10 protein-coding genes are annotated in these 12890 nt (G+C 43.8%); 3 read left to right on the top strand and 7 right to left on the bottom strand.

What is annotated here, in order from left to right; all coding sequences use genetic code 11:
* The first annotated feature begins 10 nt into the window (after positions 1–10).
* A complete protein-coding gene (locus HMPREF0721_RS02650) occupies positions 11–2116 on the top strand; it encodes an RICIN domain-containing protein (RefSeq protein ID WP_006597992.1) in 2106 nt (701 codons plus the stop codon).
* 154 nt (positions 2117–2270) lie between these two features.
* On the opposite strand, the gene HMPREF0721_RS02655 is transcribed toward HMPREF0721_RS02650, so the two are convergent.
* From HMPREF0721_RS02655 to HMPREF0721_RS02665, 3 genes are read right to left on the bottom strand one after another with little or no spacing between them, the layout of a single operon-like run.
* Entirely contained in the window at positions 2271–2681 is a 411-nt protein-coding gene (locus HMPREF0721_RS02655) for a hypothetical protein (RefSeq protein ID WP_006597993.1), read from the bottom strand.
* A 14-nt stretch (positions 2682–2695) separates the two neighbouring features.
* Entirely contained in the window at positions 2696–3997 is a 1302-nt protein-coding gene (locus tag HMPREF0721_RS02660) for a phenylacetate--CoA ligase family protein (protein WP_040639861.1), read from the bottom strand.
* Between the two features lie 47 nt (positions 3998–4044).
* The gene (locus tag HMPREF0721_RS02665; RefSeq protein ID WP_006597995.1) at positions 4045–5724 is read right to left on the bottom strand and encodes a glutamine--tRNA ligase/YqeY domain fusion protein; all 1680 of its coding nucleotides are present in this window, start codon (positions 5722–5724) and stop codon (positions 4045–4047) included.
* A 336-nt stretch (positions 5725–6060) separates the two neighbouring features.
* Here HMPREF0721_RS02665 and glmS point away from each other — a divergent pair, with 336 nt between their 5' ends.
* Positions 6061–7884 (top strand): glutamine--fructose-6-phosphate transaminase (isomerizing), encoded by a 1824-nt coding sequence (gene glmS, locus HMPREF0721_RS02670; protein ID WP_006597996.1) that lies wholly within the window; start codon positions 6061–6063, stop codon positions 7882–7884.
* A 108-nt stretch (positions 7885–7992) separates the two neighbouring features.
* Here the strand turns inward: glmS and HMPREF0721_RS02675 are convergent, their stop codons facing one another.
* Positions 7993–9015 (bottom strand): tyrosine-type recombinase/integrase, encoded by a 1023-nt coding sequence (locus HMPREF0721_RS02675; RefSeq protein ID WP_050787008.1) that lies wholly within the window; start codon positions 9013–9015, stop codon positions 7993–7995.
* Positions 9016–9240: 225 nt separating this feature from the next.
* Here HMPREF0721_RS02675 and HMPREF0721_RS02680 point away from each other — a divergent pair, with 225 nt between their 5' ends.
* Positions 9241–10542, top strand: a complete 1302-nt coding sequence (locus HMPREF0721_RS02680; RefSeq protein WP_006597998.1) for a S1C family serine protease — start codon at positions 9241–9243, stop codon at positions 10540–10542.
* A gap of 128 nt (positions 10543–10670) precedes the next feature.
* On the opposite strand, the gene HMPREF0721_RS02685 is transcribed toward HMPREF0721_RS02680, so the two are convergent.
* From HMPREF0721_RS02685 to HMPREF0721_RS02695, 3 genes are all read right to left on the bottom strand, one after another.
* Positions 10671–11144 (bottom strand): hypothetical protein, encoded by a 474-nt coding sequence (locus HMPREF0721_RS02685; RefSeq protein ID WP_006597999.1) that lies wholly within the window; start codon positions 11142–11144, stop codon positions 10671–10673.
* Between the two features lie 273 nt (positions 11145–11417).
* Complete coding sequence (locus HMPREF0721_RS02690) at positions 11418–11936, bottom strand: cell division protein ZapA (protein ID WP_006598000.1); 519 nt, start codon at positions 11934–11936, stop codon at positions 11418–11420.
* Between the two features lie 72 nt (positions 11937–12008).
* Complete coding sequence (locus tag HMPREF0721_RS02695; RefSeq protein WP_169310200.1) at positions 12009–12863, bottom strand: DNA-processing protein DprA; 855 nt, start codon at positions 12861–12863, stop codon at positions 12009–12011.
* Between the last annotated feature and the right edge of the window lie 27 nt (positions 12864–12890).

Raw genomic sequence — 12890 nt, forward strand, 5'->3', positions numbered from 1 at the left:
AATAAATCCCATGCAAAAACGAGCAATCACCAGCCGAATCGCCATTGCAGTGATCACCACCATCTTTACGCTCAGTTTGACGCTGATGATGGTTCCAACAGTCACATTCGCCGCAGAACTGAATGACGGCGTGGCATTTTCGGCTAAAATCACAACCACGGACGGCATGAAGGTCGTTTCGGCCGGGCAAAATAATGTTTCGCTCAAGGACGATGCCAACACAGCTGACCAAGTGTGGCAGTTTGTTTACAATGAAGTCAAAGGAACCTACGCGCTAACCTCAAAAGCGACCGGTCAACTGTTAACTGTGGCTTCAGATCAAAACAATGCGTCTGTTCAGGCAACCACAGCCAATAATACCAGCGGTCAACGCTGGAAAATCTATCTGGAAAAGAACAATACCTTCTCACTGATGCCGGCAAGCTCTGCCTGCAATGTGCTGAGCGCCGCGAGTGACGGTACTGTTCAAATCAAAGCCGATCAAAACGCAACCGGTCAGTCGTTTAAAATTAAGATCCTGTCCGCTTCAGAACTAAGCAGTCTGAAGACGGCGTCAACGGTTAAAGACACAGCACCGGCAAAAACAACCGAGAAGGTGGCAACCCCGGAAAATACATCGACAGCAAAGCCAGCAGCGACCAATAATAATACGTCTAATACATCGACTTCGGCCAATGCGGCCAACGCCAATGGCAGTGCGAACGCTTCAACACCGGCTGACACGTCTGCAACGAAAGCAGCAACTGCGCCGACTTTGGTCAATCTGGGAACAGATTTTTGGGGTCAGATTAAAAAGAACAGTGGCAGCCATTACGTTGCGGCGGAATCGTCCGGAAACGCAGCGCTTTACAGCGGCAATAACGCCCTTGATCAATTATGGCATTTTGTGCGCAACGGTGACGGCTCTTATCGCATTACCAATGCGGCCAACAGCAAATGTTTAGATCTGGCCAGCGGCAAAGATGCTAACGGCACCAATATTCAAACTTATGCAAAGAATAGTTCCAATGCGCAAAAATGGTGTATTTATCAGCGCGCAGACGGCACTTATTATCTGATGCCGAAATCCTCTGCAGCGCGGGTTTTGGATATTGCGAATAACAAAACATCGGACGGCACCAATATCCATCTCTACGACAGCAATGACAACGAGGCACAAAAGCTGACTATTGTAAAAGCCAACAGCGCTTCGACGGCGAATGTGAATTTGGGCAATTCCTTTGTGGCAACGGTTAAGCATTTGTCCAGCGGCAAAGCTGTCACTGAAAGTTCCGGTAACGTGGTAATTCAAACTAACAAATCCTACAAAGATCAGGGATGGCGGTTCACTCGCAACAGCGACGGTTCCTATCTTATTACCTCCTTAGCGGACGGGAAAGCGCTTGATTTAGCCAACGGCACGGACGCTAATGGCACCAATATTCGCGTTTATGCGAAAAATAATTCGAAGGCACAGCGGTTTTATATTCGCACGCAATACAGTGCGGCGACCGGATATACTTATTATTTAATGCCGGCATCATCGTCAACGCGGGTGATGGATGTCAATGGGAATGGATCGGCTGATAATACGAATATCCAGCTTTACGCGAAAAATAATTCGAAGGCACAACAATTTATCATTAACAAAGCGAGTGCCGGCAGTTATTCGGCCAGACAGACAGGCCGTCAGAAAGTGATTGCTATTGCGAAGAGCCAGATTGGCACCAGGGAAAGCAATAATGGGTGGACCAAATACGGCGCTTGGTACGGCAACTATGTGAAATCAAAATATGCTTTTAGCAATGCGGCCTGGTGTGCCATGTTTGTCTCTTGGTGCGGCAATCAGGCGGGCCTTTCAAGTGGCACTTTCTATTACCATGCCTATTGCCCGTCGGGCGTCAGTTGGTATCAGAATAAGAAACAATGGCATTGGAAGGGCTATACACCAAAATCCGGGGACATTGTCTATTACGATTGGAACGGCGATTCCGTGACCGATCACGTTGGTTTGGTTGCTTCCTACAATAAAGGCACTATTGCCACCGTTGAAGGCAACTATAGCGACCAGGTTAAACAACGTACCATCAATTATAGGAGCAGCTATATTTTCGGATATGCCTCTCCCAATTATTGATCAATTAAACAATGCAGTAACGCAATAAAAAAGATACAGTTTCAACTGTATCTTTTTTATTTAATAGGCGGGGTTCACTAAATTTATTTAGATCACGCATCGCTTTGATGCCGACATATGGTTTATTTTTTCAATTTTCAATGAATAAAATGGTTTATACGACAGCAAAGCCACTTTCTCGGATCAAATCAAAAGCCTTTTCCTGGTCAGATGTGGCCATAATCAGCATATAGGGCGCATCTTTGACGGCATAGGGATAGGCATAGTCCACGTTGATGTTATTGTTTGAAAGCAAGTGGAAAATGCGGTTCATCATGCCTGGTTCGTCAATGGGTTCAACGACCATAATGTCAATCATGCGAACCACTTTGCCGGCTTCCTGGAAGAGCGCCATGGCTTTATAAGGATCATCGACGATTAATCGCAAAATCGCATACTCTGTAGAATCATAAACAAAAAGAGCGCGAATACTGATATTATTTTGAGCCAAAATGTCCGTTGCGGCCGCCAAATGACCAACTTTATTTTCGATAAATACCGAAAGTTGTTTTTCTTTTGCTAACATCTTATATCACCTTTTTATTTTTCGTTTCGCTTGTCGATAACACGAACAGCTTTGCCTTTGGAAGCTTCCATACTCAAAGGTTCCACCAGATGGATCACCGGGTGAATGCCCAAAACCGTGTGAAGCTGTGTCTTGACGGTGCCCAATAGTTGATCCAGCCGGGAAGCCGAATCCAACAAGGACGCATCTGTGACTTCAACATTAATGTCCATGCGATCGAGATAGCCTTTTTTACTGATAGTAATTAAATAATTGCTGCCGATACCATCAATGGATAACAAAACTTCTTCGATTTGAGACGGGAAAACATTGACGCCGCTGATAATGAGCATGTCATCGGTTCGGCCGGCAATTTTCGACATCCGCATAGTGGTTCTGCCGCAGGTGCAAGGGGAGCTGTCCAGACTTGTGATGTCTTTTGTTCGATACCGCAAAACCGGTGTGGCTTCACGGAATAACGGTGTCACCACAAGCTCGCCTTGTTCGCCTTCAGGTAAAACTTCGCCGGTCGCGGGATCAATGATTTCACAAATAAAATAGTCCTCGTTGATGTGCATTCCATGATAATGGAGGCATTCGCCGGCTACGCCGGGGCCGCCCAATTCGGACATGCCGTAATTTTCTGTGGCCTGCATCCCCCAATTCTGATTCAATTTAGCGCGCATGGCTTCGGTTGACGGTTCACTGCCAAGCACCCCATAACGTACTTTTAAATCTGTTCGTGGATCAATCTCCATGGACTGCGCAACTTCAGAAAGGTGCAGGGCGTAGGAGGGGGTGGCAATCAACGCTGTCGTGCCCCAGTCTTTCATGATTTTGATTTGTTTTTTAGAGTTGCCGCTGGACATGGGAATCACACTGGCACCGATGGTCTCAAGTCCCTGATGCAATCCGAGAGCACCGGTAAAGAGACCGTAGCCAAATGCAATCTGGGCCGTATCATGATAAGTTACCCCGGCCATGGCAGCAATGCGGGCGATGCATTCTTTCCAAACCGCCATATCGTTTTGGGTATAACCGACAACGGTGGGATTGCCTGTTGTTCCGGAAGAAGCGTGGTAACGAATGATTTCTTCTTTGGGAACGGCGAATAGATCGAAAGGATAGTGGTCTCTGAAATCATCCTTAGTCGTAAAAGGAATTTTTTTCAAATCATCTAACGTTTGGATATCATCCGGCGTAATATTTGCCTCATGAAACTTTTGCTGGTAAAAAGGAACGCGGTTATATGCGTAACGAATAGTTTTCTTGAGTTTTTCCAGCTGAATGAGCCGAAGCTCGGTTCGATCCAATGTTTCCGTTGTCGACCATATCATGATGAGTGCCTCTCTTTTCCTCTTCTTAATCCAAAAATAAAAGTCAATTACTTTTTCGGGGGGCGCCAACCGCTTTTTAAGGGAACAATCTGATTAAACACGGGTTTGCCAGGCTTTGAATATTTGGGATCAGCCGAAAAATAACCATTGCGCACGAATTGCATTTTATCGTAAGGTTCGGCTTTGATCACCTCAGGTTCCGCCATTGCCGTAATAATTTCAAGGGATTGCGGATCAATTTTTTCCATCAGGTTATCCAAGGTGTATTTACTATCATCTTTGAGCAATGTTTTGAGCATATGTACTTCCACCGGCTGACACTGCGTCGCTGAAACCCAATGAATGGTTCCCTTGACTTTTCGCCCGGTAAAACCGGTTCCACATTTTGTTTCTGGATCATAGGTACATTTTAATTCAATCACATTGCCATTCTCATCTTCGATAAAATCGTTACATTTAACAAAGTAAGCACCGCGAAGCCGAACTTCATTCCCGGGGAAAAGTCTAAAATACTTTTTGACGGGTTCTTTCATAAAATCGGATTGTTCAACATACAATTCACGGGTAAAAGGCATTTGATGCGTTCCCATGGCTTCAACATCCTGATTGGTTTCAATGTTCAGCCATTCAACTTTGTCTTCAGGCCAATTGGTGATGGTCACTTTTAGAGGATGGAGCACACAGTTGTAACGCGGCGCTTTTAATTTCAAATCGTTGCGGACAAAATGTTCCAGCATGGCCATGTCCACGGTGGAATTCGCCTTGGCCACACCGATTTCATCACAGAAATCCTGAATGGCTTCCGGCGTGTAGCCACGGCGCCGCAAACCGGCGATGGTTGTCATCCGCGGATCATCCCAGCCGTCAATCACGCCCTCGTCAACCAATTTTTTTATGTAGCGCTTGCCCATAATGGTTTTACTCAGGTTGAGTTTCGCGAATTCAATCTGACGCGGCGGTTCTCTTTGAAATTCGTCCAGATGTTCAATAAACCAGTTGTAAATTGGGCGATGGTCTTCAAATTCAAGAGTGCAGAGGGAATGGGTAATCCCTTCAATGGCATCCTCTACCGGATGGGCAAAGTCATACATGGGATAGACATGCCATTCTTCGCCGGAATTAGGATGCACCATGTGACGCACTCGGTAAATAATCGGATCTCGCATGTTCATGTTGGGACTGGCCATATCAATTTTGGCTCGAAGCACCTGAGCGCCCTCTTCAACGTCTCCGCGGATCATCGCGTCGAATAAAGCCATGTTGGTTTCCGGTGCTCTATCTCTAAAAGGGCTGGGCTGACCGGCTTCTGTCAACGTGCCTCGAGTTTGACGAATCGTTTCCGAATCCTGATCGTCGACATAAGCCAAACCTTTGCGGATTAATTCCTTAGCCAATTCGACCATTTTTTTAAAATATGAAGATGCAAAGAAAAGATTATCCCCCCATTCGATTCCGAGCCAGGTCAAATCTTCTTTGATGGATTCAACATATTCCATGTTTTCTTTTTCCGGGTTGGTGTCGTCAAAACGCAAGTTGAAAGTACCGCCGTATTGTTGAGCGATTTTATAATTTAACAGTGAAGATTTAGCATGACCAATGTGCAGATAACCATTGGGTTCAGGCGGAAAGCGCGTATGAACGCGATGATCAGTATAAACACCATTTTTAAGATCTTCATCGATATAGTTAATGATAAAGTTGCTTTTCTTTTCGTTGTTGTTTTCCATTCATGACTCCTGTCGATTAATTTACTTTTAAAAAATATTTTATCATAAATTGAAGATGAAAAAAGTCCCAATGCTGTTTTATCCGCTTTATTTGTGGTTTTTTCTGTTTGTGTTATAATACAGCCATTATTGAGATGATGCGATAAATATTTGGATCCACAATCGTATTGACCGTCTCAATTTGAGCGCCAGAACTCATGCCGGATCCGCACTGAATGAGTTGACGAGGTCAGGGAGTATCGAAAGTTCGGCGGATGCCCTGGAATATCGATTTGAAAAAGGGGGAGTGATCCCCTTCACAAAGAAATCGAAATAATCATATAGCGAGGTGTTATTATGTGTGGAATTGTTGGCTATATTGGCCATCAGCAGGCGCAAGATATTTTGATGAGTGGATTGGCAAAATTGGAGTATCGGGGTTATGACTCGGCGGGCATTGCGGTGGTCAACGATTCTCAAATTGCATTTAAAAAGAAAAAGGGACGTTTGGCCAATTTACAGGGGATCCTTGATGAGACACCATTGACAGGCACCGTCGGTATCGGACATACGCGTTGGGCGACACATGGGGAACCGTCGGATATTAATGCCCATCCTCATTTGAGTCAGGATCAAAAGATTGCCGTTGTTCATAACGGCATCATCGAAAATTATATCGAATTAAAAGAAAAATTAATCCAGGCAGGCCATCGCTTCTTATCGGATACGGATACGGAAGTGGTTGTCCATTTGATTCGAGAGCTCTATGATGGCGATATCACTAACACGGTGATTCAAGCCAAAAGAAAATTGAAGGGTTCCTATTCTTTGGGCGTTTTATGTGCAGATGAGCCTGATAAATTAATTGCTGTTCGCAAGGACAGCCCTTTGATTGTGGGCCTCGGAAGCGGCGAGAATTTTATCGCTTCAGATATCCCGGCCATTTTGGATCAAACCCGGGATGTTTATCTGTTGGATAATGATGAAATTGCCGTTTTAACCTGTGACTCCGTTACCGTTTTGGATCGTTATGGCGAATCGGTCGGCAAACAGGTTTTTAAAGTGACCTGGGATCCCGGTGATGCCGAAAAAGGCGGCTACGACCATTTTATGGCAAAAGAAATCAACGAGCAGCCCAAGGCTTTAAAAGATACGCTGACCGGGCGTTGCTTTGCGGATCGAATTATTCTGGATGATATCCATCTGACGGAATCCATGCTAAAAGAAATCGATCGTATTCAAATCGTTGCCTGCGGCACGGCCTATCATGCGGCTATGGCCGGGAAACACTACATTGAAAAATTCGCCCGAATTCCGGTTGAAACGGAAACCGGCTCGGAATACCGTTATAAAAATCCGATTATTACCGATAAAACACTTTTAATTGTGATTTCTCAATCGGGTGAAACCGCCGACACCATGGCAGCCATTCGATTGGCTAAAGCTGCAAAGGCGAGAATCGTTGCCATTACGAATGTGATCGGCAGTTCCGTTGCCAGAGAGGCTGACGATGTGCTCTATACCAATGCCGGGCCGGAAATTGCGGTGGCTTCAACCAAGGCTTATGTTACACAAGTAGCGTGCATACTGCTTTTCGCTATGCACCTCGGAAGATTGACGCAGCAATTGGACGATGCTTATTTTGCAAAGCTGGCGAAAGATCTGCTGAACGTGCCGGATTTAGCGGCGGCTATTTTAAAAGCCCAACCAGCTTTAAAAAATCTGGCGCTTGAACATTTTAAAATGGAAGATGCTTACTTCATCGGCAGAGGTTTGGATTATGATACTTGTCTCGAAGGCAGTCTTAAAATGAAAGAAGTATCGTACATTCATTCAGAAGCCTATTCGGCCGGTGAATTGAAACATGGGCCGATCGCACTGATTGAAAATGGTTCGGTCGTGATCGCTGTTTGTACGCAAGACAACGTATTTGAAAAAATGTTGTCCAACATCAAAGAAGTAAAGGCCAGAGGCGCCCACGTTATTGCCATTGCCCAAGATAAACATCAAGAAATCAACTCGGAAGTTGACGAGGCTTTCTTCATCCCCGACGAATGCGAGGAACTGACGCCGATAACAGCTGTGATTTATCTGCAAATTTTAGCTTATTATTTGGCGGTCGCCCGGGGATGCGATGTTGATAAGCCCAAAAATCTCGCTAAAAGCGTCACCGTCGAATAAAGAACTATCGAATTTGAATAAAAAATAATAGCCATTAAAAACAAACGTTTGGATCGTTTTTTGATCCAAACGTTTGTTTTTGATCGTCTGCTAAAAAATTAAGAGAATTTATTTTGGCGAAAACTCAGCCAGGGGATTTTTATACAGGGCGGCACGCACATCATCATCTTCAATATGTGTATATATTTCGGTCGTTGAGACATTTTCGTGCCCCAATACTTTTTGCAATGTTCGAATATCTACCTGCCCATATTTATACATGAGCGTGGCGGCCGTGTGTCGCAGTTTGTGAACGGTAATTTTGTTGGCATCTAATCCAGCCTTTAAAATATATTTGTGAACCATTCCTTCCACCATGCGATTGGAGATCCCCCTCCCGCGACTGCTTAAAAAAAGGTGATCATCTACTTTAACGACCTTGTCACTCTGTGCTTCTATTCTTTCGATCTGTTGTTTGCGAATGGGATAGTAAGCTTCCAGTGCATTGACACAGGCATCGTTTAAAATCACATCCCGTTCTTTGTTGCCCTTGCCGACAATGTGCAGCGTTTCATCTTGAATGTCTTTTAGCCGGAGGTTGGTTAATTCTGATAAACGCATCCCGCAGTTTAAAAAAAGAGTGACAATAGCCAAATCTCTTTCTTTATTCCGACCGTCGATAGCATTAAGAAGACTCATGGCTTCGTCCAGTGTCAGATAAATGGGATCCCGCTGTTTAATTTTAGGGACCTCCAAATTTTGAGTTGGATCGCTCATATCCAATTGTAAAACGACGGTTAAATAATGATATAACGCACGAATGGCAGCCGTTTTTCTTTTTCGCGTTGTGTTGCCGTTGCCTCGTTGGACAGAAGCATAGCCTAAAAAGGCATAAATATCTGCCAGCTGTACCGCTGAGAGTAGGGAAAAATCGATGGGGGAGATATCAATGGCTTCAAAAGGGCAGTCGCGATCGACCTGGCCGAATCGGCGCCGTAAAAATCTAAAAAATTGAATGAGATCATTTTGATAAGAACGGATTGTATTTAAGGAATAACCCTTGGCGGAAATTAAATAATCAGCCAAATCCGTTAAAATTGCATTTTGACGTTTGGACGGTATTTTGGGGGCATTTGTTTTATCTTCAGGCAACAATTTGGCTTCTCCTTTGATATTTATATAATAGATTATACGCAATAACGGCTAAAAAACATCTGTTTTTTGCTTCTCTTAAATAAAAACCATTCAAAAATAAAAACAACTTAATTCTCAAATACTCTAAAGATTTAGTCTTTATCATATGTTTTGAAAGGAGAGATCAGAATTATTCTTGCTATCATTTTTTATTTGATTAAATATTTCTGATCAGAAAATGATATGACCAATCCATATAATCATCATAATCTCAATGACGGTTTAACACCGTACGAAGAGATTCATGAAAAGACCAATCCCGAAACACCATGGAACGCACAGAATCCAAAAAAAGGATTTCGGAAGCGATCCACGGCTTTACTCGTCGCGGGTTGTTTGGTCGTCGGCGGTTTGAGCGGCTTTGGCGGTTCTATTTTGGCCAATCGCATAACCGGCAAATCAACGACAATTATGTATAGAACAGTTGGCCACACCGAAACAACCAGTACCAAATCTTCTTCTTCAAGAAATGGTACGTTGACGACAGAGCAAGTTGCGAAAGCGGCAACTTCAACCGTTGTTTCCATCACCACTGAATCCAAGGAAACATCTTCCGTTTATTCGGATTTAGTCACAAAGGGTGCTGGATCCGGCGTTATTTTAACAAAAGACGGCTATATCGTTACCTGTGCGCACGTTGTGGATAACGCGACCACCATCAAAGTGAAAACCTCTGATAACAAAGAATATACCGCCAAAGTAATTGGCAGCGATTCACAAACAGATATCGCGCTCATCAAAATATCGGCGTCAAATTTAACACCAGCTGTCATCGGTAAATCCAGTGAGCTGGATGCCGGCGAAACGGCCGTGGCCATTGGTAATCCGCTGGGTGAATTGAGCGGAACGGTCACAGAAGGCATTATTTCAGCCAAGGAACGTCAAATAACCATTTCGGGCCATAAAATGACTTTGATTCAAACTTCCGCTCAAGTGAATCCGGGCAATTCCGGCGGCGGCCTGTTTAATCAATATGGCGAATTGGTTGGTATTGTTGAATCAAAATCATCCGGCAGCGGCGTCGAAGGGCTTGGATTCGCCGTTCCTATAGATACCGCAGCCAAGGTGATCGAGTCGTTAAAAACCAATGGCTATGTTAAAGGTCGGCCGAGTTTAGGCGTTACAATTGTAGATGCAACCAGCGCTCAAAGCGCTATGCGATATGGTGCCGGTCAAACGGGCGTTGTGATCGCCAGCGTGACAAAAAATTCCGCAGCAGATCGGGCCGGGCTGCAATCCGGCGACGTTATTACGGCCGTTTCCGGGAAAAAGGTATCTGAGGCCGCTGACGTCACGGCCGCTGTCCAAAAAAAATCTGTTGGTGATAAAATCAAGATTACCATTTCAAGGGACGGCTCTTCAAAAACGGTGATTGTTACTTTAAAAGAAGCAACGAAAAATAACAGTTCAATCAGCAACGCAAACGCATCAGACAACTCAAATGGCGGCAATGATAATGATGACGAAGGCGGCAGATTATTCTAAGACAAGAGCTCCCGACGGGTTTTGCCCGCTGGGAGCTCTTTTGCTAAAGACTGAGATATTATCGCGTATAATTGGTGTTATACGCGATAATATCTCTCTTCCTCTTTTGCCGGAGTGACAGATTTTTATCATTGACCAATGATACGCAGACAAGCTTGATACGCTTCGTCAAAGGTATCCCATTTGACAACATCTCCTTCCCGGACTTCCAAATCGCCCAAACGCGCATAAGAATGTGTCCCATCATTAAATGATTTAATGACAATATCGTCCTCGGTAAAATGCGGGAATTCTAAAAACTTGCGATATAAAAAATTATCTGCCACATGTTCATCGGTTGACCAATTGCCATCGGCGTCGTAATAAATATTTTTCTGGCTCGTAATCGCGACGAATTGTCGATCTAAATCTTCATCGCTTGTATGATGACTGGCATGTTCAAGATCGAGATTTTTAATGCGGTTGCTGATGTCATCCTTAAGGCCGGTGCCGGCCAAACGAATCGCTTGATGATAAGCAACGAGCTGTTGGAGATTGCGGATCTTCAATAACCATCTTTGTTCAGATGTCCCTTTATCAACCAATACAAATAACCAATTCATTTCCTTCTCCTATCTTATTAAAAAATTTCTTTAAATTCGGTGCATTTCGAATTGAAATTTATCTATTTTTCGTATAAATATATCTTTACGTTTTAAATCCCAATAATTTTTAAATCATTCAAATCATTCACTTGAATTGCCATAAGGAGTTTATGCCGTGAAAGATCAATTAGATCATATATAGATTTTTATTTTATCACAGATTTAATCATTGATATAGCGATTGCTTTTATGCTTTAAATATAAAAAAGCAGCGATGAGCTGCTTTTTGCATCACGATTGATGGTCCTTGGATTTACTGAGTTCTATTTGGCTTTCGAACAATTTATTTTGAAGATTTAAAATCGATTTGCGGTTGGATTCGCTTTCTTCCTTCGCCTGCTTCAAGTGTTCGCGATATTGATTGAGCAACTCATTTTTTTCTTCAAGCTGACGCTGACAGGCTTGCAAATCCTTGAGAATTTCTTTTTTCTCCTGTTCCAATTGATTAGATTGTTCTTTTTCATTGGCTAAATGTTCATTGATGGCAGATTGTTCTTTTTTTGCCTGTGACAGTCGATCTTTCATTTCAGCAATATCGCGCTGTGCCTGAAAATATTTTTCCGAAATATTCATGCATCCGATAAGCATTAGCTGAATGCGATTGATATGCGGATTGCTGTTCTGGATTTCTTGTAGTTCCTGATTGACAAAATCTGCCAATCCGCGAATATAATCCTCATTGCCATCCACTTTAACCGGCAAGGGTGTGCCCATAATGGTTAGTTCAATCGACTTTTTATCATTTGCCATATCTCTCTTTGTTCCCTCCGATCTTCCTCCATGCTTTGTTCAATTTTATTATAGATAAAATGAGAAGGGTTTTCAATTTTTTCGCATATTATTTAAAAAGATTTTTATTTCCGCCATTGCAAGAATTCGGATATCTGTTTTCAGTTTAGACAGCAAATCTTCTATTTCCGGTGCAGATGCGGCAATGGCATGATCCGTGATGATCGGGCGCTTATACTTTTCGGCAAAACGCAAAGTGTGCACGGTTCCGCTGTTTTTATCAAATTCGGACACAATGAGAGCCTGAGCACTCATGGCTTGCAAGCGATCCCGCGCGATATAATAATGTTTTCGAGGCATCTCTTCGAGGGGTGAATATTCTGAAATTAAACATCCCCCGCCCTTAACAATTTCATTCGCCAGTTCCTGATTGCTTGACGGCGCAACAGCTGTCAGTGAAGCTGGCAAAAAAGCCACCGTTTTTCCGCCATTTTCCAGACAGCCCAGATGCGCCGCCGTATCACATCCCTTTGCCAAACCACTAATCACGCAGATATCGCGTTTTGCGAGCTCTCGGCCCATATTGTGTGCGAAAGTCTTCCCGCTGGCTGAAGGTGTGCGAGTCCCGATCACAGCCATGCGTCTTTGCCCGAGACAGCGAAGCTCTCCCTGATAAAACAGAAGAACAGGGGCATCGGATGCTTGAAAACATGTGGGAAATATCTCATCGAAGGGTGAAATCATATGGATGGCCGCTTTGCTGCAAAGTTCTAAAATCTGCTGAGCCGATTGATACCCAGCCATAAAGAAAGAGATTGGCAGCATTGGTGAAAATAGATTGGCGCGCATCCCAAAATCGATCAGATCCAAATAGGTCAGATGCTGATTTGCAGGTAAGACTTGTTTTTTAAGTTGGCGCACAAATTGCGCAAAGCGCCGTCGGCTCATCCCCTCTAATCGGGAAATGGCCAGCAG

It is taken from the genome of Pseudoramibacter alactolyticus ATCC 23263 (assembly GCF_000185505.1).
In the GTDB taxonomy this organism is placed as follows: Bacteria; Bacillota; Clostridia; order Eubacteriales; family Eubacteriaceae; genus Pseudoramibacter; species Pseudoramibacter alactolyticus.